The sequence below is a fragment of the Pirellulales bacterium genome, from assembly GCA_036499395.1.
Classification (GTDB): domain Bacteria; phylum Planctomycetota; class Planctomycetia; order Pirellulales; family JACPPG01; genus JACPPG01.
In genome coordinates, this window is record DASYDW010000095.1 from 86,882 (window position 1) to 109,644 (window position 22,763).

The 22,763-nt window shown below is 60.7% G+C and carries 22 protein-coding genes; 7 read left to right on the forward strand and 15 right to left on the reverse strand.

Going from position 1 to position 22,763, the window contains the following annotated elements; all coding sequences use genetic code 11:
• Nucleotides 1-77: 77 nt before the first annotated feature.
• From VGN12_17120 to VGN12_17140, 5 genes are all read right to left on the reverse strand, one after another.
• On the reverse strand, nt 78-1,097 hold the full coding sequence (locus tag VGN12_17120) for a glycosyltransferase family 2 protein (GenBank protein HEY4311174.1): 1,020 nt from the start codon (nt 1,095-1,097) through the stop codon (nt 78-80).
• A gap of 250 nt (nt 1,098-1,347) precedes the next feature.
• Complete coding sequence (locus VGN12_17125) at nt 1,348-2,124, reverse strand: ABC transporter ATP-binding protein (protein HEY4311175.1); 777 nt, start codon at nt 2,122-2,124, stop codon at nt 1,348-1,350.
• 19 nt (nt 2,125-2,143) lie between these two features.
• On the reverse strand, nt 2,144-3,016 hold the full coding sequence (locus VGN12_17130; GenBank protein HEY4311176.1) for an ABC transporter permease: 873 nt from the start codon (nt 3,014-3,016) through the stop codon (nt 2,144-2,146).
• Between the two features lie 21 nt (nt 3,017-3,037).
• A complete protein-coding gene (locus VGN12_17135; GenBank protein HEY4311177.1) occupies nt 3,038-4,552 on the reverse strand; it encodes an MraY family glycosyltransferase in 1,515 nt (504 codons plus the stop codon).
• A gap of 58 nt (nt 4,553-4,610) precedes the next feature.
• Nucleotides 4,611-6,299, reverse strand: a complete 1,689-nt coding sequence (locus VGN12_17140) for a glycosyltransferase family 39 protein (protein HEY4311178.1) — start codon at nt 6,297-6,299, stop codon at nt 4,611-4,613.
• A gap of 451 nt (nt 6,300-6,750) precedes the next feature.
• On the opposite strand from VGN12_17140, the gene VGN12_17145 reads away from it, so the two are divergent.
• Both VGN12_17145 and VGN12_17150 read left to right on the forward strand, forming a co-directional pair.
• Entirely contained in the window at nt 6,751-7,662 is a 912-nt protein-coding gene (locus VGN12_17145) for an endonuclease/exonuclease/phosphatase family protein (protein ID HEY4311179.1), read from the forward strand.
• Nucleotides 7,663-7,995: 333 nt separating this feature from the next.
• A complete protein-coding gene (locus VGN12_17150; GenBank protein HEY4311180.1) occupies nt 7,996-8,250 on the forward strand; it encodes a hypothetical protein in 255 nt (84 codons plus the stop codon).
• A 79-nt stretch (nt 8,251-8,329) separates the two neighbouring features.
• Here VGN12_17150 and VGN12_17155 read toward each other — a convergent pair whose 3' ends face one another.
• The gene (locus VGN12_17155) at nt 8,330-9,145 is read right to left on the reverse strand and encodes a transglutaminase family protein (GenBank protein ID HEY4311181.1); all 816 of its coding nucleotides are present in this window, start codon (nt 9,143-9,145) and stop codon (nt 8,330-8,332) included.
• A gap of 527 nt (nt 9,146-9,672) precedes the next feature.
• On the opposite strand from VGN12_17155, the gene VGN12_17160 reads away from it, so the two are divergent.
• Nucleotides 9,673-10,539 carry an SDR family NAD(P)-dependent oxidoreductase gene (locus VGN12_17160; protein HEY4311182.1) on the forward strand — a complete coding sequence of 289 codons (867 nt, stop codon included), beginning with the start codon at nt 9,673-9,675 and terminating at the stop codon, nt 10,537-10,539.
• Nucleotides 10,540-10,544: 5 nt separating this feature from the next.
• Nucleotides 10,545-11,120 carry a tRNA-(ms[2]io[6]A)-hydroxylase gene (locus VGN12_17165; protein HEY4311183.1) on the forward strand — a complete coding sequence of 192 codons (576 nt, stop codon included), beginning with the start codon at nt 10,545-10,547 and terminating at the stop codon, nt 11,118-11,120.
• A gap of 193 nt (nt 11,121-11,313) precedes the next feature.
• Here the strand turns inward: VGN12_17165 and VGN12_17170 are convergent, their stop codons facing one another.
• From VGN12_17170 to VGN12_17185, 4 genes are all read right to left on the reverse strand, one after another.
• Nucleotides 11,314-12,084, reverse strand: coding sequence for an SDR family NAD(P)-dependent oxidoreductase (locus VGN12_17170; protein ID HEY4311184.1), 771 nt, complete (start codon nt 12,082-12,084; stop codon nt 11,314-11,316).
• A gap of 56 nt (nt 12,085-12,140) precedes the next feature.
• Nucleotides 12,141-12,743: a hypothetical protein gene (locus VGN12_17175; protein HEY4311185.1), complete on the reverse strand. Its 603-nt coding sequence runs from the start codon at nt 12,741-12,743 to the stop codon at nt 12,141-12,143.
• 70 nt (nt 12,744-12,813) lie between these two features.
• Nucleotides 12,814-13,887, reverse strand: a complete 1,074-nt coding sequence (locus VGN12_17180) for a 3-isopropylmalate dehydrogenase (GenBank protein HEY4311186.1) — start codon at nt 13,885-13,887, stop codon at nt 12,814-12,816.
• Nucleotides 13,888-14,183: 296 nt separating this feature from the next.
• A complete protein-coding gene (locus tag VGN12_17185; protein HEY4311187.1) occupies nt 14,184-14,450 on the reverse strand; it encodes a UPF0175 family protein in 267 nt (88 codons plus the stop codon).
• A 193-nt stretch (nt 14,451-14,643) separates the two neighbouring features.
• Here VGN12_17185 and VGN12_17190 point away from each other — a divergent pair, with 193 nt between their 5' ends.
• Both VGN12_17190 and VGN12_17195 read left to right on the forward strand, forming a co-directional pair.
• Entirely contained in the window at nt 14,644-14,985 is a 342-nt protein-coding gene (locus VGN12_17190) for a hypothetical protein (protein ID HEY4311188.1), read from the forward strand.
• Between the two features lie 47 nt (nt 14,986-15,032).
• Nucleotides 15,033-15,290, forward strand: coding sequence for a hypothetical protein (locus tag VGN12_17195; GenBank protein HEY4311189.1), 258 nt, complete (start codon nt 15,033-15,035; stop codon nt 15,288-15,290).
• 29 nt (nt 15,291-15,319) lie between these two features.
• Here the strand turns inward: VGN12_17195 and VGN12_17200 are convergent, their stop codons facing one another.
• From VGN12_17200 to VGN12_17210, 3 genes are all read right to left on the reverse strand, one after another.
• On the reverse strand, nt 15,320-15,616 hold the full coding sequence (locus VGN12_17200) for a hypothetical protein (GenBank protein ID HEY4311190.1): 297 nt from the start codon (nt 15,614-15,616) through the stop codon (nt 15,320-15,322).
• The gene (locus VGN12_17205; protein ID HEY4311191.1) at nt 15,613-16,155 is read right to left on the reverse strand and encodes a thermonuclease family protein; all 543 of its coding nucleotides are present in this window, start codon (nt 16,153-16,155) and stop codon (nt 15,613-15,615) included. The genes VGN12_17200 and VGN12_17205 overlap by 4 nt, the downstream gene beginning before the upstream one ends.
• Before the next feature lie 86 nt (nt 16,156-16,241).
• The gene (locus VGN12_17210; protein ID HEY4311192.1) at nt 16,242-16,550 is read right to left on the reverse strand and encodes a hypothetical protein; all 309 of its coding nucleotides are present in this window, start codon (nt 16,548-16,550) and stop codon (nt 16,242-16,244) included.
• 447 nt (nt 16,551-16,997) lie between these two features.
• Here VGN12_17210 and VGN12_17215 point away from each other — a divergent pair, with 447 nt between their 5' ends.
• On the forward strand, nt 16,998-17,630 hold the full coding sequence (locus VGN12_17215; protein HEY4311193.1) for an HNH endonuclease: 633 nt from the start codon (nt 16,998-17,000) through the stop codon (nt 17,628-17,630).
• Between the two features lie 48 nt (nt 17,631-17,678).
• Here the strand turns inward: VGN12_17215 and corA are convergent, their stop codons facing one another.
• Entirely contained in the window at nt 17,679-18,908 is a 1,230-nt protein-coding gene (gene corA / locus VGN12_17220) for a magnesium/cobalt transporter CorA (protein HEY4311194.1), read from the reverse strand.
• Nucleotides 18,909-18,913: 5 nt separating this feature from the next.
• Nucleotides 18,914-22,447 carry a mechanosensitive ion channel domain-containing protein gene (locus tag VGN12_17225; GenBank protein HEY4311195.1) on the reverse strand — a complete coding sequence of 1,178 codons (3,534 nt, stop codon included), beginning with the start codon at nt 22,445-22,447 and terminating at the stop codon, nt 18,914-18,916.
• Nucleotides 22,448-22,763 lie beyond the last annotated feature (316 nt).

The following is a 22,763-nucleotide window of genomic DNA, read 5'->3' on the forward strand; positions in this document are numbered from 1 at the left end:
ACGGTAAGTATGTCTGACGGACGCCCCGGTACAAGTCAGGGGTGATCGGCTGCCGGAGAGGCGCGAGAGGGCGTCCGCTAGGAACGTGGCCGAGGGGGGGCCGACACAGTTTCCGGCGCCCGTTCTGTTGCGACGCCGGTGTGTGGTCGGGCCGTGGCCGCCTGCGCGGGATCAACCCGCTTTCCACGCTGCGCCGACCAGGCGGTGACCGCCCCCAATTCGCCGGAGGATGGGGTTGTGAGCCCCCATTTCAATAACCATCGCAAATAAGCGCGACCGTGACGCCAGGCATCGCGCGAAAACGCGTGCCGGCTGGCGCGCTGCTCGTGGTGAAAACAGCGGGTGGCGCCGTTGAACATGACTTGCCAGCCTGCGCGGGCCATTCGCAAGCACATGTCGACGTCTTCGAAATACTTCACGTACCGCTCGTCGAACCGGCCAACATCCTGTGCCGCCTCGCGCCGTACGAGCATGAAACAACCGCTGACCCAATCGCAAGGATAGCTGTCCGTGATCGGACGATCCTCGTACAGATGCTCGCGCAGCGGGCCGGCCAGCAGCCGCTGCAAGCCCAGGCGACGCGCAGCGATCGTGCGAACGGTCGGGAAGCGGCGCGCCGGATAACCGTAGCTGCCGTCGGGCCGATAAACCTGACAGATGCTGAGGCCGCAGCGAGGATGGTCGTCCATGAAGGCGACCATCTTGGCCAGGCACTGATCCCCGACGTCGAAATACATGTCGGTGTTTAGCAGCAGCGTGTATCGCGCGTCGCTCACCGATAGGATGCGATTCAGATTCTGTGCGTAACCCAGCGGGCGATCGTTCTTCACGACCTTGGTATGGGCAAAGGCCGAAGTCCAAGCGGCCACGCCATCGGCGGAAACGTTATCGACCAGAATCAATCGCGGCGAGATTACGTCGGCCGAGCCGGCCAGCGAACTGGCCAGCGGATTCATGAAATGGCGCTCGCCCGAATAGATGACGCCGATATCGAGATCGAAGGTCTTCGGCATCACGGCTGCGCCCGGGGTCCGGTACAAGTGCCGCGCGGCACGCGGCTCCCTGACAGTGGTGTCGAGCTGGGAAAGCACGGACATGGATTGTTTTCTTGGAGCATAGCGCCCCCCGATCGGCGCGACGAATGTAACGGCGCAAGCCACGCAGGGGGGCGTACGGTATCCGGTTGTGGCAAACGGGTCAACGTCGGGTGGCCGGCAAAACATTTCTGCACCGGGACGCCTGCGCGCGACCACCTGAACGATAGTGAATGGATACCGCCGCTTGATTGTTTGCCGGTCGGTGCTGGCATGATAGCGCCTGGCGAGCAGGGTGGCGGATGGCTGGTCGTCAGGCGGCGGCCCGGGACAGGACCTCGCCCACGCGCCCTACCGACATCATCTGTCCGCGTTCAAGCAGCATCGCCCGATCGCAAATCGTGCGGACCAGGTCCCAGTCGTGCGAGACCATGATGATCGTGCGGCCTGAGCGAGCCAGTTCGAGAATCTTTTCCCGACAAGCTTGCTGAAACGCCGCATCGCCGACTGCCAGCACCTCGTCGAGCAGCAAGATTTCGCTGTCCAGGTGGGCCGCCACGGCGAAGGCCAGCCGCAGGTACATGCCACTGGAATAACGTTTGACCGGGAGTTCGAGGAAGGGCGCGACGCCCGCCATCGCGACGATCGCATCGAATTTGGCCCGGATATCGGCCCGCCGCATGCCGAGAATGGCGCCGCTGAGATAGACGTTCTCCCGGCCATTCAGCTCCATATGGAAGCCGGTGCCTATTTCCAACAGCGCTCCGACGCGTCCACGCACCAGGGCCCGCCCGGAGGAGGGGCCAGTAATGCGGGCCAGGATTTTCAGCAGCGTGCTTTTGCCCGAGCCATTGTGCCCCACCAGCCCGAACACTTCGCCGGCGGCAACATTGACCGAAATATCGCGCAGCGCCCAGTAGCCATCCGGCACGTCGGCCTTCTCGGCACTCGCTGTTTGCCCCGTAATGCGGCGAAGCGCCGCGGTGGTGGTGTGGCCCAACCGATCGCGCAATGTTGCATGTCGCCGCGCGCCGGGCGCGTAGCGATATCGCTTGCCAAGCTGTTCGATTTTTAGAACGGCGTCGTGCATGAATTACAGAGCAGTCGAATCAGATCGTATCGGCCACCGAACGTTCGGCGAGGCGAAAGATGGCCATACCGCTCAGCAGCAGAGCCACGGCGGAACACGTTGAAACTGCAATCAGCGATAGCGGCGGTCCCGCGGTGCCAAGCAATATTTGGCGAAATGCTTCCACCGCGGTTACCAGCGGATTGATCGCCGCGGCAACTCGCCATGGCGCTGGCACGATTGCCAGCGAATAGACAATAGGCGTGCCGTACATCCACAGCTGCACGAGAAAGGGGAGTGCATGCCGTACATCGCGGTAGCGGGCATTTAGCGCCGCCAGCCAGAACCCCGTTCCCGCGGCGGTCGTTAGCACTAACAGCAGGGGAAGCGGTAAGAGCACCAGCCGCATACTGGGTGTGATGCCATAACAGCAAAACACCGCAAGCGCAACCGCCAGCGAGACACTGAAATCGACGAGCGCGCCGATCACGTTCGACAGGGGGAGCAGGAGGCGCGGGAAGTAAACCTTGGTAAGCAGGTTTACATTTCCCACGAGCGAATTCGCGGCGGTCGTTACGCCGCTGGCAAAGAGCATCCAGGGGAGCAGACCCGCCAGGCAGAACGCCGGATAGGGAACGCCGTCCGAGGCGAGATGGGCCAGTCGGCCGAAGACGATGCTGAAGACCGCGAAGGTGGCCAGGGGTTGCACCAATGCCCAGCCCACGCCCAGCAGCGTCTGCTTGTAGCGGACAGTGACGTCGCGCCAGATGAAGAAGCCGAGCAATTCGCGATGCCGCCAAATCTCGCCTGGCGCTAACCGTGGCCAGCCGTGGCCCGGTTCGAGACTTCGCCAGCCATCGGCTGAGCCCGTATCCCTGGGAAAATGCATTCGAGGCGTGACGGAAACCTGCATGCAATCATTCCGTCACAATTCTTAGGCGGCTTTGCGTGGAAGTTCGACCGCCACATGGTGAAATTCGACGCGCAATGTCGCCGGAGGTTGCGTGTCCCCCGAGAACTGCCAGGCGGTGACCATTGCTTCGAGCAATGTCTTAACGCGCGGCAGAATGTCCGTTTGATCGACGGTCGCCTCGACGTCGAGCAGGTGCATTTGGCAGAAAACGCCGCTGGAGTGCGTAAACTTCACAACCAGGGGGCTGGATGTGATGCGAGCCGGCGCCTGAGGCCCCGACTTGCGCCAGGAGTAGCGAAGTTGCGACGTCCGGTTTGCCAGCAACAGCTCAAAGCCGCCGACGGCACGTGTACCAACTTCTTCGAGTAAGGCGGTCCAGGTTTCGTTCCAGGTCGGAGGCGTTTCCGCCGCGGCGACCGCGGGAGTTTGTGCTACTGCGCCCCCCTGATAGCGTCGGAAGGCCGCCGTGACTTGCTGTTTGGCCAGCGCCACTTCGTGATGGCCGAAGGCACGCGTGCGGATTAGTACCACGACCAGTGCGATGGCCGTGATCCAGCCGACCCATTCGAAGCTCAGTAGCGTGGCCGCGGTGGCAGCAGCGCCGGTTGTCAGGCAGAGCGCGCCGATGATGCACAGGGCCTGCCAGTTCGTCAGCCCTCGCTCGAGCAGGCGATGATGAATATGTCCACGATCGGCCGCATCGAACGGCTGACCCGATAGCTTGCGTCGCACGATGGCAAACACGGTATCGAGCATCGGCACGCTCATTACGACGGCAGGCACGGCAATCGACAAGGTGGCGCTGGTCTTCAGCGCGCCTTGAATGCTGATCATGCCGACCAACAGGCCGATCACCATACTGCCCGAATCGCCCAGAAATATGCTCGCCGGGGGCAGGTTGTAGAACAGAAATCCGCCCAGGGACGCGGCCAGGATCAGCGCCACGATGCCGACTTGCGGATGCCCCGTGTTGACCGCGATCACGGCCATGATCAGCGAAGCCGAGACGCCGACGACCGAGGCCAGGCCATCCAGACCGTCGAGCAGGTTCAACGAGTTGATACAACCGACGAGCCACAGCACGGTCAGGGGGATGCCGAGCCAGCCAAGCTCGATCGGATAACCGAAGGCCACGACGCGGTCAAAGTAATAGCCCGCGAGCACGACCGGAATCACCGACAGGATCTGCAACAGTAGCTTGAACCGAGCATTCAGATCTCGACTGTCGTCAACGCAACCGACCAGGCACACCAGCCCACAGGCGAGGATGACAGTGGTCGACAATTGGTCGAATTCGCTACTTCCGGTTCCTGCGAACCGGACGACCAGTAGCCCGACGACGAGCGCCAGGTAAACCGCCACGCCGCCCCACAGCGGCACGGGGCGACCATGGTGCTTGCGGGCACCGTCGGGATTGTCGAGCACGCCCCAGCGTCGCGCGAGTGCCCTAGCCGCCGGAGACAAGACCAGCGACGCGACCACGGCCGCGGCAAGCGCCAGCTTTACGGTGTTGTCGGCAAGGAGGGACAGGTCCATAGAATTAAATCGCGATGCGATGTTCGTAGGGTCGCCGCGTGGGGCGTTTGGATTCGGTTCAAGGGCCCGGGATGCGAATACTGGAAGTCCGCCGTGTCAGATCCACTGTGCGACGCTCGCGCGCCAGCACCAGCATGTTTTTCGTCGGGCAGGGAATCCGCTCGGCGGGTATTAATTCCAGGCCGAGCCGTTCGCGTTGTGCCAGGATGGGCTCGTACTGCTCCGGCATTTGACGGCGCTTCGAAATGACGACCACGTCCGGGTCGACCTCGTCGAGCCAACTGGCCAGCGCCGCGCCGGCCAATTGCGGCGGAAAAGGGAACGCTTCCCCTTCGGCATAGAAACCGACGAGCGCCAATTGACTTTCCGAGCCGACGACGAGCGAAGACGCCCCGTATTGGTCATGAATCCATTTGCCCAGGTCGGCCAGCGCTTCGCGGCTCTTGAAATCGCTCGTCACGGCGTCGACTGTCCCGACGAGCGCCACGGCGGCCAGTAATGCCGTGGTCGCGGTGAGCCGCACGGTGGGCCAGCGCCGTGATAACCACGATTCGGCCAGACGTCCGAAGTCGAGTAGGCCCAATGCGGCGCTGCGGGTTGAAATCAGGACAATGGTCAGCACATACCGGCTGCTGGCCTGATGCGAAAACCAGAGATGAATCCACACGGCGGCAGCGACCGCCAACACCAGCAGCAGCAGTGGCAAGTTGTCGCTGCGGTGAAACAGCCGCAGGTGGGCGAAATAGCCGCCGAACATCAAAATCGCAAACAGCGGCGTGAAGCCGCGTTCGCAGACGTTGAGCATGGTTGCCGCGGCCTGAGCGGCGGTCCAATCCGCGGCATGCGGATCGGTGATTTCGGCGGCCGTCACCGGAGCGGCGACTGGTGCGCCTGGCTCGTTCTTCGGGGCTCGCCACGACATGATCCAGGCGCTAGCGCGACGAACCGGATCGAGACGCAAGTGATTCCAGTCATTGCCGCCTGGAAAGAGCTGACCAACGGCGAGAAATACGACCGGGATAACCGCCAGGCTGCACGCCCAGCCGGTGACGAGGCGTAAGCGGTTGGTGTGCAAGTACCAGAGCCGCACGACCGCCCATCCACAGAGCGGCGCCAGGAGAAACCATCCTTCGAAGCGTGTCAGGCAGGTGATGGCCGTGGCTGCGCCACCGGCGATGAACAGTCGCCAATCGACTTCGACTGCCGCGCGCCACAGGAAATAGATCGAGAGCAAGAAGAAGAGCCAGAACGACGGCTCGCGGACCGCCTCGGGGCTCCATTCGATCAGTTTTGGGTGCGAGTCATAAAGCAAACAGGCCAGCACGGCGACACGATTGTCGAACTGTCGTCGCACCCATCCGAATAAAGGCAACACGGCGAGCGTTGCGGCCAGCACGCCGTAGAATTTCGCCGCGCTTTCCCAATCGAGACCCCAGCGATGCAACGTGGCCAGCGCGAGCGGAAACGTCCCGGACTGTAGATGGCTGACGTCGTCGGGATCGGCGCGGCCTTGCTCGAGCTCGCCGGCCAATTGGAAATAAATAACGCCGTCAGCACAGACGGTGTCGACGCGCCACGCCATGATCGCTCGCGGCACGAACGCGGCCAGAAGAACCAGCAGCAACAACGCCGTGGCTCGTTGCGGGCGGGCGCGATCGGGAGCACTGCCGGCCAACCGATTGGCAAAATCCGGCGTTGCAGCATCCGTAAGGAATGATCGCCAGGTTGCTCGCATCCTTGAGAGCATTTCGTCGTTCCGCCCCTGACGTTTCGCAGGCCGGCCATGCGGTTGAAGGCCTGTCCGGAATCTGCCTGATAACATCCGGACCCGAATCCGGATGGGGTTCGCGCCGTCCTGGCGCGCATCCTTCAAATCGTGCGCGGCCGAAACCCGTCGCGGTCGCGCTTGTGGGGGATCGGTGTACCGGATCGAGTGATATGGGGCCATATCAGTTCTGCGTACCGGACGCGTCCCCGGTGAGATGAGCAAGCTGCGCGATTTCGCGTCGACGGTTCCTCGTGAGCGCTGCGGTCAAACCGAGAGCTCCGTACATCCTCTCTGCTAGCAAGTAGATCGTGATTGATTCGCCGAAATGTATTTGCGCCGAAATTCTCGTTTGCCCTTGACGCTCGCCGCGCGGGGCGGATATCCCGTGGTCTGTCGCGCGAGCAAGCACCCGCCACGAGGCAAAAGGACTATGCCAGAAACCATCAGCGACGTTGCTCGGCGCCGACGAGACCAGCCCACCGACCTAACGGCTATTGCGCCGCCGACCACGACGGACCGTAAAACCAGATGGCGACTTCGCTGGCTGTGCATCGGCGGCCTGATGGTCGGCGTGGCTCTGTGGGCCAGCAACATTCGTACGTCGACCGGTCCGGACGCGGGAGCGACGTTTTCCGGCTCAGCGATGGCCACGCCCGCGACGGGCCCTCGCTTTCGTGTCGGGCTTTTCAATATTCACGGCGGTCGCGGTCCGGATAAAGTGCGCGACCTGACGCGCACCGCTGATTGTGTACGCGACTTGGACCTTGTCGGGATGAACGAGGTGCTGGGTCCGAAGCTCTGGTGGCAAACGGATCAATGCCAGCAATTGAGTGCGTTGCTGGGCGTTCCTTATCTTTTCGCGCCGACCGAAGCCCGCTGGTGGGACGGATCGTTCGGCAACGGCCTGCTATGCCGGCTGCCGGTTTCTGCCTGGCAGCGGATCCCACTGCCGCGCGCGGGGGCTCATACGCATCGCAACGTGGTCTTCTCAACGATTCAAGTCGGCAGCCAGACCGTACACGTACTGCTCACGCACCTCGACAGCCGCGACGCGCTGCGCCGGCAGGAGCAGTTGCGCACCGTGGGAGAGCTATTTCTGGCGCTTGACCCGCCGGCGATCTTGATGGGGGACATGAATACGCTGCCGGACGATGACCAGCTTCAACAGTTGCTGGTCATGCCGGGGGTCGTCGACGCCGTCGCCGCCGGGATGTCAGAACCGCCGGAGCGGCGGATCGACTGGATCCTCACGCGGGGGCTACGCACCGTGGCGGCCGGTTGCCAGGATCAAGGCGCAAGCGACCACCCGCTCTACTGGGCCGAGTTGGAAGTCATCGATTGACGCGACATCCGCCCGGCGGATCGTCCCCGGCCGACGTATTTGGCCTCGTCAACGGCGAATACGCCATGCATGCAGTGCATAACCTGCAAAAATGAGCCGGATTTCGCCCGACCCATCCTCCGCCCGAATCCAGGCTGGTATACTGGGCTGTCGACACTTGGAGTAACACGAGGGCATTGTGCTCGATTTAGTTCGGGCGCGTCCTTGATTCTCACAGCAACTCGCCACGCGAGATAGCTTGTCGACCCTGCGGAACACGCTCTTGTCGTTCCGCCTTTGGTCCGTCACGTTCGACGGGCAGGCATTGAAATGGATTCTTCCAAGGAATCAAGCATGGCTCGGGATATTGATTACGCAGCGGCCGCGGTGAATCGCGCGATTGTCGAGAAATTCGGTCGCAGCAACGAACTGCAGAAGCTTACTCTCACCGCGGGAGAGAACACGATCACGGCTCGCGATGGCGACCACACTGCCGAGGGGACGAGAGACGACCTGCTGGCGACCTTGCGCGGATCGGAAACCTATGCAGACTTTTGGCAGGCCTTTCAGCCTACCGCGCAAAAACCGTTACAAGATCGAGCGAATTGACCTTCGGTCGCCACAGTCCTTAAGTCGTGCTGCGAGCTCAAGGCCTTTCTACCTGTGAGTTGCGTAGCCATCGCCTACGTCAGTTCGCGGCGATCTCATCTGTCCAGACCTGGAACGACGTGAGTTGGTTTTCGCCGAACGTGGTGGTCAGGGCGACGTCTGCGGCGTCGCGGCCGCGTGCCATTAGGATCCGTCCTATTCGCGGAATGTTGTTCCGTGCATCAAAGGCGTGCCACGTGCCGCCCAGGTAAACCTCGAACCAGGCACTAAAATCCATCGGAGAAGCCGACGAGGGGACGCCGATATCGCCGAGATAGCCTGTGCAGTATCGCGCAGGAATGTTGAGGCACCTGCAGAATGTTATAGCGAGGTGCATGTAGTCGCGGCAGACTCCAACGCGCTCGCGAAACACCTCGAGCGCTGTTCGATTGGCGCGGGCTTGCATGTAGTCAAACCGGATATGCTGATGGACGTAGTCGCATACGGCTTGCACCAGAGGCCAGCCGGCTGGCAGGTGACCGAATAAGGACCAGGCGATATTCTTGAGTTCACTGTCGACCTCGCAATAGCGGCTAGCGAGCAAGAATAGGAGCACCTCGCTTGGCAGGTCCTGCACCTGGTGTTGAAACGCGTTCCACATCTGGACGTCCGGCAGCCCGTCGTCCTCGATCAATAGGTCGTTACGGAACACGACGCGACCCGCCGGAACAGAGGCTCTACCACAGCGATTACCGTAGGTATCGGCATACTCAGAAACTACGACCTCGGGCTGTGACCTCAATCGTTCGGGCTCGCGGATCGATTGGCTCCGCGAAGGATGCACGTGCGCCATCAGCAGCACGGCGGTCGGCTTGGAAAATTCAAAGGCAGCTTCGAATCCTGCACGAATAAGCATGGTGCTGAAACATCTTTCCGCCGCCATTCAAAAGAGATCGATGCCGCCAGACAAACGTACCTGTCCTCGACAGAGGACAGCAGCATCGTTCGGACGCGATAGGACAAGAACGGCATTGTACTCCCGTAATCTCCAGGGGAACATTGCCTCGGCCACTCGTCAACCAAATCTCACCGCACACATGCTTAAAAAAGCGGAAGGTCTGTACGAATGACGGTAATGGATTCGATCGATCTCACGGGCCGTAGTAAGCAGAAGAACTGCGAAGGTTGAGATTCTGCGCCTCATCACCTGTAGCTGGCCTCTTCGAGGCCGGGACCTTACGGTGCCAATCCGGGGTCGCAGACTCCGGCTAAAGAGTTTGTAGTCCTCGGACCAAGAATAAGGCCGCTGCTTGACCCGACCTTGGTGCCGGTCTATCCTGCGCGCGGCGTTCAACTCGGGGCGTGGTGGCCGCGAGAACCGGGCCGAGTTCATCGACCTGCAGACTTTCGCGCCTGCGGTTTCTTCTCACGAGGACGATTCTGGTGGTATCCGACAATCGACGCAACGCGATCATCACGGGCGCGGCAAGCGGTTTGGGCCGGGCAATTGCCCAGCGACTGGCCCGGGACGGCTGGCGCATGGCGCTGGTGGACGTCAACGACGCGGCCAATGAAGAGACATTGCGGCTGGTCCGTGCTGCCGGCGGCGAGGGCTTTACTCACCACATGGACGTCGCGCGGCCGGCTGCCTGGGAGCAACTGCGAGACCGCGTACAAGCCGAGTGGCAAAACCTCGACCTGCTGGTCAACAACGCGGGCGTGGCCGGGTCGGGCGAGGTGGGAAAATACACGCTCGACGATTGGCACTGGATCCTGGGCATTAACCTGAATGCCGGCATCTACGGCTGCCATTACTTCATTCCCTGGCTGAAGCAAAATCCGCGCGGCGCCCACATCATCAACACGGCCTCGCTGGCCGCGATAGCCGCCAAGCCGGGCATGGCTGGCTACAACGTCGCGAAGGCGGGCATGCTGTCGCTTTCCGAAACGTTGTACGGCGAATTGAAGCCGCACAATATCGGTGTGACAGTCGTCTGCCCGTCGTTCTTTCAGACAAATCTGCTGAACGATGGCCGACTAGAAAAGATCGATCGCGACCTGGCCTCGAAGATGATGAAGGTGGCGAACTTCACCGCGGACGACGTCGCCAACGCCGCCGTGCAGGCGATTGCCGATAAGCGGTTGTACGTCGTGCTGCCGCGCCAGGGACGGATCTTCTGGCGGCTGAAGCGATTCTTTCCGAACTATGTTTGCAATTTGCTGGCCAAGGATTGGACGAAGCAATTGGCCGCGATGGAAAAGAAACGGCCCGCGGCGCCGCAATCGGTGCCCGAGAAAACGGCCGTCTAGCTCGCATGCTCAGTCTAAAAAGCAGCACGGCGCCGTGGTGGCTCGACACGGTCGAAGAGAACCTCGAAGACATCCTGCTCGACCACGCGCACTGCGAGAAGAAAGCGGCGGGCGTGGCGATGAACTTGATCTTCGCCTACGTCGACAAAGTCGACCTGGTGCGCGAGCTAACGGAGATCGTCAACGAAGAGCTCGATCATTTTCGCCAGGTGCTCGATTTGATCGAATCGCGTGGACTGAAATTTCGCAGGCTCACGCCCTCGAGCTATGGTCGGCAGCTCAATGATCTCGTGCGCAAGCAAGAGCCGGGCAAGGCGGTTGATCGATTTCTGGTGGCCAGCCTGATCGAGGCGCGATCCTGCGAGCGATTCGCCCTGCTGAAGGATCGGCTCAGCGATCGCACGCTGGCCGAATTCTATGCCAGCCTGTTCGAGTCCGAAGCGCGCCATCACGCGACCTACGTCCGCCTGGCGATGCTGTTTGATATTCCCGAGCGCGTGAGTGCGAGACTTGACGAGTTGGCGGCGGCCGAGGCCGAAATCATCGATCGCGGCGATCCGCTGGCGCGGATGCACAGCTAATTCAGCCTTCCGCTTTAGGAAGGAGAAATTGCCACAGAGTTCTCCGAGGACACAGAGAGCGAAGGCATTGAGCTCTGCTAGTTTGGCTCGGTGGCAGATTTAAAAAGACGGGAAGCCACCGAGCACACCGAGATTCTGAAATCCTCGGTGAACTCTGTGCTCTCCGTGGCATCACCAGCTTGGTTAGAGAGCATCAAAACGTCTTGCACAGGCTGCCGCCGTCGACGACCAGGACGGCGCCAGTGATGTAGCTGCCGGCTTCGCTGGCCAGCAGGAGCGCCGGGCCGGCCAGCTCGCGCGGGTCCCCCCAGCGGCCAAGCGCGGTGCGATCCGCGAAGACTTTCTTTTCGTCGGCCGAAAGCAAATTGCCTGGCAGGTCCGTGAGGAACGGCCCCGGTGCGATGCAGTTCACCGTGATGTTGTCTCGACCCAGGTCGAGGGCACTCGCGCGGGCCATGCCGATCAGTGCCGCCTTGGTGGCCGAGTAGGCGTTGCGCCCTTCCTTCGACGCCAGGGCCATGATCGACGAAATATGAATGATTCGTCCCCAGCGGCGCTCCTTCATTTGCGGGGCGAGCGCGCGGGACAGTGCCATGCAGCTCGTCAGGTTCAACTCGATGACACGGTCCCAATCCGCGTCGGTGATCTTGTCGAGCGGCTGCGGCGTGTTGCCGCCGGCGTTATTGACGACGATATCGACGCGGCCGAGGCGTTTTAACGCTTCCTCGGCCAAATGTGTCACGTCCTTTCGGCTGGTCATGTCGGCCACGATGTATTCGTGCCGCCCGGATGTGCCTTGGCCGATCTCATCGAGCGCGGCGCGCAGCTCGTTCTCATGCCGACTGCTGATGATGACGTCGGCCCCCGCCTCGGCAAATCCGCGGGCCATGGCCTTGCCCAGCCCTTTACTGCCGCCGGTGACGAGAGCTACGCGGCCGGATAGATCGAACATGGTGTTTTTCATCGCGTCCTCTCGACTATTAACTTCGACTCTTGCTCACAACTTGCGGCCATAACGTGTCAGCCACCAGCAGAGTGAAGCACCTCGACGGTGTCAACGGTTCGCTTCTTGAGGAACGCGATGAGCTTGGCGAGTTCGTCGAACCAGCCGACGGATGCCTGCTTGCGATAGACTCGCAGAATTCCGCGATCTTCGGTCTCGCATTCATGCCGCACGCGCATGTCGACGATGGCAAAGATTCGTCCGTGCCCGCTTGTGTCTTCGTCGGCAATGGTCAAATCGCAATAGCCTGACGGACGAACCGAGATGTGGCCGAAGCCTCCCTGTACACGAAAGCCTGTCATGCCGCCGCTGTGCCGGCGGAATTTCTCGTCCGCGAAACCGTACGCGTAGTCATACGAGATCAATTCACGCTGCGATTCGAGCGCCGTGAGTAGGTTACCTAGGTGGACCAGCAACGCCTTGCGCTTATGCGTCACGAGCACGGTATCCTTCGGCGGCCCGCGCAAGCCTGCAATAAAATCGAGCCCCAGCAATTGCCGGTACATCCAACCGTCGCGAAAGAAATACGCGCCGTCGAGTAAATGGACGTCGCGCAGTGACAGCTTCAGATGATGCTCTGTACTTCCTGCGCGAATAATCGCGATACCGGTTTTCGGCATGGACGTTCCCGCGATCCCAGGGCCAGGTCGGTATGGCTTCCTTGCCCAAACGGACTGTCGGTGGCGCTTTCTACAGCGCCTCGGCGACCAGATCGCCGACTTGCTGTGTGCTGTAGCCCATCTTGCCGGCGGCCTGGCTCTTCATCTTGGTGCCGGTGACGTGACGGATGGCTTTGTTCACCCGTGCGGCCGCAGCCGGTTGGCCGGTGTGTTCCAGCAGCATGCCCAGGGCGTTGATCGCGGCCATGGGATTGATCACGTGCAGGCCAGTGTACTTCGGAGCGCTTCCGCCCATGGGCTCGTACATGCTGGTGCCGCCCGGATCGGGGTTGATGTTGCCGCCGGCCGCTACGCCCATCCCGCCCTGCAGAATGCCACCGAGATCGGTGATGATGTCGCCGAACATATTCGTGGTGACGATCACGTCGTAATACTCAGGGTTCTTCACCATCCACATGCAGCAAGCATCGACGTGGTTGTAGTCGGCTTTAATGTCCGGGTATTCCTTGGCGACGTCCTGGAAGGTGCGCCACCACAGGTCATGGCCATAGGTCAGCACGTTCGTCTTGGCGACCAGGGTGAGCATCTTCTTGGGGTTATTCCGCTTGCGCGTGAATTCGAAGGCCCAACGCACGGCGCGCTCGCACCCTTTACGTGTGTAGATCGCGGTTTGCGTAGCAACCTCGTCGGCCGTGTTCTTCTTCAAGAAGCCGCCCACACCGCAGTACATGTCCTCAGTATTCTCGCGCACGACGACGAAATCGATATCCTTCGGCCCTTTGTCCTTCAGCGGCGTCTCGACGCCGGGGAACAACTGCACGGGGCGCAGGTTGATGTACTGGTCGAGTTGGAAACGGAGTTCGAGCAGCAAGCCCTTTTCCAGGATGCCCGGCTTCACGTCGGGGTGGCCCACGGCGCCCAGGTAGATGGCGTCAAAAGTGCGCAGTTCGTCGACGGCGCCGGCGGGCAGAATCTCGCCGGTCTTCAGGTAGCGATCGCCGCCAAAGTCATAATGCTCGAGCTCGTATTTGAAATTTTCGAGCTTCGAAACCGCGTTGAGGACCTTCAGTCCTTCGCCGGCTACTTCCGGGCCGGTACCATCGCCCCCGATGACGGCGATTTTGAGATTCTTGTTGCTGGTCAAGGGAAGGTCCTCGCGATTTGTCAGTTCAAGCAGGAGAAAGCTGGAAAGAATCGCCGATTTTAGCAGCCGTGCGGGGGGTGAACAAGTTTGCGAGGCGTGGGGGAGAGGCACCAAAATCAGCCGAAATGGTTAGCCAGGTCGCTTCCGTTTGGCATCGGCCTGAAGTGCCTGAACAACAACCGCGTCGGACACATGGAAATTGGTGGCTCGCAGGTTTCTAATCGCCGCCGGTAGATCGAGAAGGCCACGTGCGGCGGCCGCGACCAGAAGGTTGAGAGTGCCGGCGACTACGACGATCAAGAGCCTAGCAGCCGATAGAGAGTGGCTTTGTCACGCTCGAAATCTTGCTGTGAATAGGTCGCGTCAACACCGTGCCTCTTCATTAAGCCATCGGCCTCGTAGGTCGAGATTCCAAGCAATGCAGCGACTTGCCCGATGCTGAGCTTCTCTGCCTGGTACCAGGCGACGGCCATGGCTTCCTTGGCTGCCTGCGTGAGATCTGAGCCGAATTGTTGCTGCAGTGCTAGTTCGACATTTGCCGGTATTTCGACGACGACCTTCATGGGGAGTTCCCTCCAATTCAAGGGTACGTCGCGGGCACAGCGCCGGTCAAGAAGTGCCATTTTTGAGCCAGACTAGATGTTTTCACGAGCATTCAGGCTGGAAAGGCCTCAGAATCGAGCCTGCAGTTAAGATATCGCATGGATAGACCGACCGCCGGAAACTGTCGTCGTGCCCCATTGAAGATTACCGACTGTGCATACAGCGATCGATTTCCTCTTTCTGCGAACCTGGTGGACCTACGCGACGGCTCGGTATCCGGCCCAAGCGATTCCCTACCATTGGTTCAATTTGTTCGAGGGAACTGTCTGGCTAGTCTTCGCGGTCTTGGTCGTACTCCGTTGGGCGAGGTACCGGAACGGCGCTATTGAGCTGTGGTACGCCTTGGCGTTTGCGTTCTTTGGCCTTAGCGACTATCGCGAAGCTTGGGTGCTGCAATCCTGGCTGATTTGGGCAAAGATTATCAATCTCGTGGCGCTCGTGTGGCTTCGAGCGACCGTGATGCGTCGCTACTATCCGCAGAGTAAATTGTACTGAAGCTGCAGTCTCGTGAATCCGTGCGTTTCGGATGGTTTTCACGCAACATGCCCGAAGCCGCCTTTACCTTTTGCGCCTTTTCGAGCGTCGCGGCGTTAACGCGTTTTTTTGCCACTCGGCGCAAGCTGATGGTCCGCGTTTTCCTGCCGGCTCACGAAGTCTTCAAGGCGCGCATCATTTTGCGCGATCCAACGTTCGAGAGAGCGATGCGGCGTATGGCGAAATTACAGTTTGCGATGGCAATAGTGCTCACCATCGGCGTAGCTGCCTGGCAATACTTCGAGTGGCAGTTGGCATTGAATTAGCCCCTTGCCACCGCCGATTTAGGGTGAGACTACGACGCTTTACGTCGAAAGCCGAATACCACGCAACACAGTCCGACGATTACGCCTGTGGCAACTAAGCCGCGACGAGCGAATTCAGACGCTGTCGGCGGACGCTCAATGCGAGCTACCTCGTAGATCGGTTTGCCCCCTCCGCCCAGAAAATACGTGGGACCGACTTGCTGCGTTGCTGTGATGGGCCAGCGGGCGGCCTGCCACCAGACGATTCCCAATATCGACATCAAGAGCAAGCCGTGTAGCAGGCTGAATTGAGGGCGAAGGGCAGTTCGCGGATGGGAGGCATTCATCGATCCCGTCCACTCCAAATTCCGCGTTTGGCCTGCTGTGCCTCGCGCTGTGCCTTTCGAAAGCGATTTTTCATGCTTTGCGAATAGTGGTAGCCCTGCTCCCAGCGCGCGAGACCGGCGCGAAGCAACTCTTCGTTCAGCATCCGATCGCCGACCCACACGTAGGCCAGGTACCGGCCGAAGCGGTCCAGCCGCTCGCGATCGAATTGCAGGCGGACTTCGCCCGACTCGACGAATTCACGGGTAAACACCGTTGCCTCGGGTCCCCACGGTTGCACCGGCGTGTCTTCCTTGACGGTCTCGGGCGTATCGACCCCCATCAATCGCACACGCTTGCGATCTTGCATCAACAGGGTGTCGCCGTCGACGACGCGGCGCACCTCGTAATGCCCTTCGGGCAAAGGGGGACGCTGGATTTCTTCCAGCGAGCAGCCGCGCCACGATTGCAGCGCGGCAATAATCGCGAGCGCCACGACGGTGGCGCCCCGACCGATCAGGCGACGGTTCCGTGCGCGATTCCCCTGGCCGGATTGATACACCGGTCGTATCCACCGCGGGGTCAGAAATCGTCAGTGCGCCGCTTTACGATGTGCGGCACGACCGCGGGGCTATCAGCCCCGACGGCTTAGTTCTGACTGAAATTGAATTTCTCGACCTTCTTGCGGCCGAGCGGATTGGCGAGGAACTTCTTGCGGCATTCTGGGCACAAGTCGAAACGCAACTGCTGATGAATGTCCTCACCGATTGCGTCGCTCGACAGATCATCCAGTTGCTCGATGATCTCGTCCAAGTCATCCAGGTGGTCAGAGTCGGCCTCGGGGCCATCCAGATCCAGCGGGCTGAATGCCGCGTGGATATCCATCTTCACGACGTATCGCAGGTCCTCTTCGGGATCGAGAGGACGCTTGCATAGGTCGCACGAGTAATGAATCATCGCTTGGTTTCCCCCGTGCCGCGGCGGTCTGCGCCAGACAGTGCTTATCGAACCATTCGCGTAAGAACAAAGTTCATCCTAATGACAATTCGCGCTGCGGGGCAAGTCGTCTTGCTTCTTTTTTGACCCCTGTTTTTTCCGAGGTTTCTGGGCCTTCGTCGACTTGACAAGAATCAGGAAATGTGCCGCCCTGACAGGCAGAAAAGCAATTCTGACGATCAAGCAGATGGGGGGCGTTTGAGTCGACGCCCGTGCCCCTGCAGAGCCCTGCACGCGGCACGCTCATGCCAAATTGACTAGCCGGTCGAGTGGGGGGCGAATAGAATGCCGTGCATGCCCCATCTGGGTTGGCAATGCAGGGATCTCGGTCGCCGAGCCAAGTCCTGAGTGAACAGGGAGTTGTAGCCGGCGTTCTCGCGATCGAGTCAGCACTATTGCGAGGCACCCATGTCGAATGCTGCGCTGAGCCCGTTGAGTTCGAGCGTGCTGGTCCTGAACCGGCTGTATATGGCCGTTCATGTGGTCAGCGTGCGGCGAGCGTTCGGGCTGCTATTTCGCGACCTGGCCGAAGTGATCCACGTCGAGCAGGGCCAGTACGCCAACTACGATTTCGAGAGCTGGCGGGAAGTCAGCGAGCTGCGTTCGGCCTTCAAAGAGCCGCACGACGACTGGATTCGGTCGGTTAATTTCGAAATCCAGGTGCCGCGGGTCATCCGCCTGCTGTCTTACGATCGGTTGCCAAAACAAGCGATCCGCTTCAATCGGCGCAATATTTTCGCCCGCGACGGAAACCGCTGCCAATACTGCGGCCGTAAGTTTCCCACCAGCGAGTTGAGCCTGGATCACGTCAATCCGCGCAGCCGCGGCGGCGAGACGAGCTGGGAAAACATCGTCTGCAGTTGCGTGAAATGCAACGTGAAAAAGGGAGGCCGCACGCCGCAGGAAGCGCACATGCACCTGGTGAAGCAACCGGTCAAACCGAAGCGCAGCCCGCTGCTGAGCATCAAGCTCGGCAACCCGAAGTACGAGAGCTGGAAGAGCTTTTTGGACAACGCCTACTGGTCGGTCGATTTGAAGTAACCGGCGTCCGTCGGTTTGCAATACACGCGGCAAGCCGCTGTCGGCAACCTAATTGGCCTTTTCGGCGCCCGCTTTTGCCGGCTCGGCTTTCTGCACAGAACCCGCTGTGGCGACGGGGAGCTTGCTCTGTTCCTCTTCGTGCAAGAGCATGCGCGCCTCGTGATGCTGCCGCTCAAGGCTTCGCGGTCCGATCCACTGCTTCCAGCGAAAATAGAAGTACATGCCGATCGCCGTCACGACCATCAGCGACAGGGCGAACAGGTAGCCGTAACGCCAGTTCAGCTCCGGCATGTTGTAGGGCGAGGTCTGCGTGTTGAAGTTCATGCCGTAGACGCTGGCGATGAACGACAAGGGCATGAAGATCGTGGCGATGATCGTCAGCACCTTCATCACTTCGTTCAAGCGATTGCTCAGGCTCGACAGGTACAGATCTGTCAGGTCGGCGTCGAGTTCGCGATACGTTTCGACGATGTCGATGATCTGAACCGTATGGTCGTAGCAGTCGCGCAGGTAGACTCGGGTCTCGGCATCGATCAGTTCGTGCGGATCGCGAGCCAGGGCGTTGATCGCCTCGCGCAGGGGCCATACCGCGCGTCGCAGCGACCTCAGCTCGCGCTTCACCTGGTGCGCCCAGGCAATCGTGGCCCGACTCGGCGCGCGGACTACTTCGTCTTCGATCTCATCCAGCCGCTCGCCGTACGTTTCCACCACCGGAAAGTAGCCATCGACGATGGCATCCAACAAGCAATACGCCAGGTATCCGGCATTCGAGCTGCGCACGCGCCCCTGCGCGTTGCGCAGGTGCTGCCGTACGGAATCAAACGCGTCGCCGGGATCTTCCAGAAACGTGACGACGAAATTCGCTCCTAGAAACATGCTGACTTGCTCGGTCTCGAGTCGTTCCTTCAACTCGGCCATCCGCGCTACGATGAACAGGAACCCTTGGTATTGCTCGGCCTTGGGCCGTTGATGAGTGTTGACGACGTCCTCGAGCGCCAGTGCATGCAGATGAAACAATTCGCCAATCGAGCGGATTGTGTTGGCGTCACCCAGCCCCTCGACGTTGATCCAGGTCACCGGCGCCTTGTTGATCAGCTCACCGACTTGCTGGCAATCGGTGACGCGCTTTTCCAGAAACTGGTCAGGCCCGTAGGCAATGACGTGGACGACCGGCGGCGGCGAATCGGGATCGGGCTGAACCAGGCCCGGCAAATCGCCCGGCTTCGAGCGGCGTGAGAAGCGCCGTTTGCGTTGCCGCCGTTGGCTCGATTTGCTCATGACTCTTAACTAGCACGTTTGAGCGGCGGTGAGTCGACGCGCGAGACCACGCCCAGGGCCGGCTCGATCGATCGCACGTGGACGTCATATTGGGGAAAGGCCATTTCGATGCCCGACTCGCGAAACAACTTATCGATGCGGGTATTCAAATCATGGCGAATTTCGGCGAACTCTTCCAGTCCCGCGACGAACAAGCGTAGCTCAAAATTCAGCGTGCTGTCGCCGAACTGATCGAGCACGGCCGTTACCGGCGGTTCGCGCAAGACACGATGATCATCTTGTGCCGCCTTGAGCAATAAGGCCCGCGCCAGCGCGATATCCGTCCCGTACGCCACACCCACGCGAATTACCATTCGCAGGATAGTGTCGGTCAACGTCCAGTTGATTAATTGGCCGGTGATGAATTCCTTGTTCGGCACAATCAGCTCCTTGCGATCGCCGTCGGTGATCGTGGTGGCGCGGATGCGAATCCGGCTGACGTTGCCGCTGATGCCGCCGATCGTCACGGTGTCACCGACGCGCATTGGCCGTTCGAACAGGATGATCAAGCCTGACACGAAGTTGGCGAAGATTTCCTGCAAGCCAAAGCCCAAGCCGACCGTCATGGCCGCGACCAGCCATTGCACGTTCGACCAGCCGATGCCGATCATCCAAAACGCCACAGCCAATCCGACTAGCGTGATCACGTAGCGCGACACCGTGGTGATGGCATACCGGCCGCCGGGATCCATCGGCAGCCGCTGCAGGAACGCGATCTCGAGCAAGCCCGGCAAGTTGCGGCTGGCCACGACGGTCAACAACAAGACAACGCCGCTCAGCAGTACATCGCCCAGAGTGATGTAGCCGATGCTTGGCAGTGCCACCAGGTCCTCGCCGTTGGCCGTTGTCTTGTGAAAGCTGTAGCTCCACAACTCGCAACGATCCAAGATGCCCAAAGCCGGCAGTACGTCGATCCAGATCAACCAGCAGCCCGCGATCAACGCTACGTTGACGAAGCTGCGCAACAAACGGCGCGTCTGCAGGTCGATCGTCACCAGGTCGATCGTCCGTTCCGAGGTCATCATGGCCGACTCGGTCGGACCGGTATGCGCGTGGTGCTGCGATTGGGCCAGGGCGGCGGCACGGCGCTCGCGGGCTTGCTTGATCGCCAGCTTGCGGCGCGCTACCAGCAGGCATCGCAGGGCAAACGCCTGCGCAATCAGCAGCCCCAATAGTAGCCACAGGGTGGCATGCAGACGGGAAGCCAATTGCAACGCGGTGTAGAAGTAGCCAGACGCCGCCACGATGGCCAGCACCAGCGGGCCAGTCACGGAGGCCAGATACCAGGCGCGAGGTTTTCGCCAAAACCAGCTCACGTCAGGCCGATCCGTAAGCGTGTGCAGCAGGCCGCGCCCGGGATGCAGAACACAATGCGAAAACGCGGCCAATGACAGCAGGCCGGCCATGAAGGCGATGCGTCCCAAAGGGGAGCGATGAACGTCGAACTCGGGCGATTCCGCCACGGTGACCAGGAACGTCAACGGTAGCCCCAGCAGCATGGCCCAGCGCAAATGACGCGCGACCATGGCCACGGCGTCCGAGGGCCAGCCGAAATGCGCTTCGGCCAACCCCTTGCGCCGGCAAATTTGCCGCAGCAGTTCCGTCGTCAGAAGCAACAGCGCCGTGGCCTGTAAGCCATAGGCGATATTCTGCGCGTGCAGCGAAGCGGCGTCCGGCGCCGTCATACGCCAGGCGATGAAGTAAATCACGAGCGGCCACAACGCAGCGATCAAGCCCGTCAGAATGGCGACGTGTACCGTGGGCTTGATGTCAGCAGCGTAGGCTTGCGTCGTTTTCAGATCGACGGCATAGACCTTGCGCCGCAGGTAACGCTGTGCGCCGACGAGCGGTATCAGCAGGGTTGCCGCCAACACGTAGATCATGGGGTTGTCGCGCGCGTCCCAGGCGAGGTCTGCGAGCGCCGCCCAAAGCTGCGGACCGTCGCCGATCTTCAACAGGCCGTCCAGCGCGCGGCGGAAGTCCACGCTGCTCAGCACCGGCGAACTACGCACCCACAGAATGCGTTCGCTGATAAATTCCTTATAGCGCCCGATTTCCTCGATCAGGTTTCGCTCGGTGGGAGCCACCTTGAGGTCGACCTCTTCGAGGTAGGCATCGCAGGCGTCGATCTGTGATTTCAAATAACCGCGACGTGCTTTGAGCAGCTCGCGCAAGGCGGCTTCGATTTCGTAGCGTTGATAGACGGGCAGGTTGGGATCGATCGTGCCCATGACCTTGTTGACCTGGCTGTCCAGGTCGTCGAGCTCGTCATGCTGATCGTCCAGCTCGATGAGCTTGGCTTTAGCGCGCGACGCTTCGTCGTGCCAGAACTGTAAACGCTGCCGATGGACGCGCAGGTCCGGCAAATCCGCTTGCTGCTTCTGCAGGATCAATCCCACGGCGTCGGTCATCCCGCCGGCGTCGATGCGTGCCTGCACGCGGGTGAACTTCGCCCGCAAGTCGGCGAGTTGTTTTTTCAGGTCGTCGACTTCCTTGGCCAGGCCCGCGATCTTGGCTGGGAAGCCGTCGGGGCCGTTTTGTTCCTGAGTCAGTTCGGCATTTCTGTCGGCCAGTGTCTTCAACTCAGGCATCGCCGCGACCGCGGCGCGGCGGGCTTCCTCGGCCTGTTTCATCGCTTCGAGCTTGCGCTGTTCGTTGAGCAGTGTCCGGCAACGCTTGGCCACGCCTTCGGCCTGGCGGACGCGCTGGGCGGCCACATCCTGGCGGACGGCGATCAACTCGGTGCTGGCTTCATACCATGCGCGCTCGTGATCATAAGAATCAAGCTCGGCCTGCACCGCCCGATGCATGGCGCTCAAGAATGCGCGGCGCGCTTCGGCGATATCCAGCGATTCCGTGGCGGGTGGTAACGCCGCCAAATCGCGATCGACTTCTTTCAGACGTTCTTGTGCCGTGTTCACCAGTCCGGGCAGATCGGTGCGCCGCCGCTTGGGTTCGGCTTCGTATTCGGCTCGTTTGGCCTGCTCGGACTTGAGTTTGCTTTCGGCATCGACCAGTTTCTGTTCGAGCTGCGGAAGCGTGAGGTTATCCGGAACCTCGAGCACCGGATCAGCGGGGGGCGTGTCCAATTCAGATTTGAACCGCTTCAAATCATCCGGATCCGTTTGCCGGCGCGTTTGCCACTCGACAACCTTCGCTTCCCAATCTTTGGCATTGGTCAACTGCTCGAGCGTCCCCTTGTACAGGTCGACGATCTTGGCTTTCTGGTCTTTGTCGAGGTCCGGCGATTCTTCGACGCGCTTCAGACGGTCATTCACATTGCTGATGTTCAGGCCGGTCGTCGGTTCCTGTGGCACCGCCTCCTGTGCCCAGGTGCAAAGCGCACCGTTGAGCATCGCCCATAATGCTACGGCGATGACAAAGAATTTGGCCGTGACGACGCGCAGCGGCACGCTGGCGCACTTGTTAGCAACGCCCCGGCGTCGGTGGCCGCGCGCGAGCGATTTGTCGTAAGCGATATCAGGCAAAGTAACCCCCACGTCATCCTCTCGGCGACCGTACGGCCGCGGCTGGTCAACGATTCGGATCGATGCCAGTGTTCGTCGTAGTGCCGTCGCTAGCTCGCGGCGACAGTCTCGCGCGCAGGCAAACGATTCGACCGACAAGGAACTGCCACGATGCCACCCCCCGCGGCGGCAACCGCTCTCGAAAATGCGGGCGGGATTGTAGTAGCATTCGCCGAGCGCGCAAACCCGAACTGCACTGCACTGCGGGTTAAACTTTCGTCACCGTGTGGGTGATTAACTCGTGCGATGTGCCGCACTTAACGGTGCTGGCAGAGAGTCGGCACGCGGG

Excerpts from the sequence above, each read along its gene's own strand:
- VGN12_17210 (HEY4311192.1), bottom strand. The coding sequence starts at position 16,550 with ATGATTCATTACTCGTGCGACCTATGCAAGCGTCCTCTCGATCCCGAA.
- VGN12_17170 (HEY4311184.1), bottom strand. The coding sequence starts at position 12,084 with ATGAAAAACACCATGTTCGATCTATCCGGCCGCGTAGCTCTCGTCACC.
- VGN12_17195 (HEY4311189.1), top strand. The coding sequence starts at position 15,033 with ATGCCCGAAGCCGCCTTTACCTTTTGCGCCTTTTCGAGCGTCGCGGCG.
- VGN12_17150 (HEY4311180.1), top strand. The coding sequence starts at position 7,996 with ATGGCTCGGGATATTGATTACGCAGCGGCCGCGGTGAATCGCGCGATT.
- VGN12_17140 (HEY4311178.1), bottom strand. The coding sequence starts at position 6,299 with ATGCTCTCAAGGATGCGAGCAACCTGGCGATCATTCCTTACGGATGCT.
- corA (HEY4311194.1), bottom strand. The coding sequence starts at position 18,908 with ATGAGCAAATCGAGCCAACGGCGGCAACGCAAACGGCGCTTCTCACGC.
- VGN12_17165 (HEY4311183.1), top strand. The coding sequence starts at position 10,545 with ATGCTCAGTCTAAAAAGCAGCACGGCGCCGTGGTGGCTCGACACGGTC.
- VGN12_17215 (HEY4311193.1), top strand. The coding sequence starts at position 16,998 with ATGTCGAATGCTGCGCTGAGCCCGTTGAGTTCGAGCGTGCTGGTCCTG.
- VGN12_17145 (HEY4311179.1), top strand. The coding sequence starts at position 6,751 with ATGCCAGAAACCATCAGCGACGTTGCTCGGCGCCGACGAGACCAGCCC.
- VGN12_17120 (HEY4311174.1), bottom strand. The coding sequence starts at position 1,097 with ATGTCCGTGCTTTCCCAGCTCGACACCACTGTCAGGGAGCCGCGTGCC.
- VGN12_17175 (HEY4311185.1), bottom strand. The coding sequence starts at position 12,743 with ATGCCGAAAACCGGTATCGCGATTATTCGCGCAGGAAGTACAGAGCAT.
- VGN12_17185 (HEY4311187.1), bottom strand. The coding sequence starts at position 14,450 with ATGAAGGTCGTCGTCGAAATACCGGCAAATGTCGAACTAGCACTGCAG.
- VGN12_17200 (HEY4311190.1), bottom strand. The coding sequence starts at position 15,616 with ATGAATGCCTCCCATCCGCGAACTGCCCTTCGCCCTCAATTCAGCCTG.
- VGN12_17125 (HEY4311175.1), bottom strand. The coding sequence starts at position 2,124 with ATGCACGACGCCGTTCTAAAAATCGAACAGCTTGGCAAGCGATATCGC.
- VGN12_17135 (HEY4311177.1), bottom strand. The coding sequence starts at position 4,552 with ATGGACCTGTCCCTCCTTGCCGACAACACCGTAAAGCTGGCGCTTGCC.
- VGN12_17130 (HEY4311176.1), bottom strand. The coding sequence starts at position 3,016 with ATGCAGGTTTCCGTCACGCCTCGAATGCATTTTCCCAGGGATACGGGC.
- VGN12_17155 (HEY4311181.1), bottom strand. The coding sequence starts at position 9,145 with ATGCTTATTCGTGCAGGATTCGAAGCTGCCTTTGAATTTTCCAAGCCG.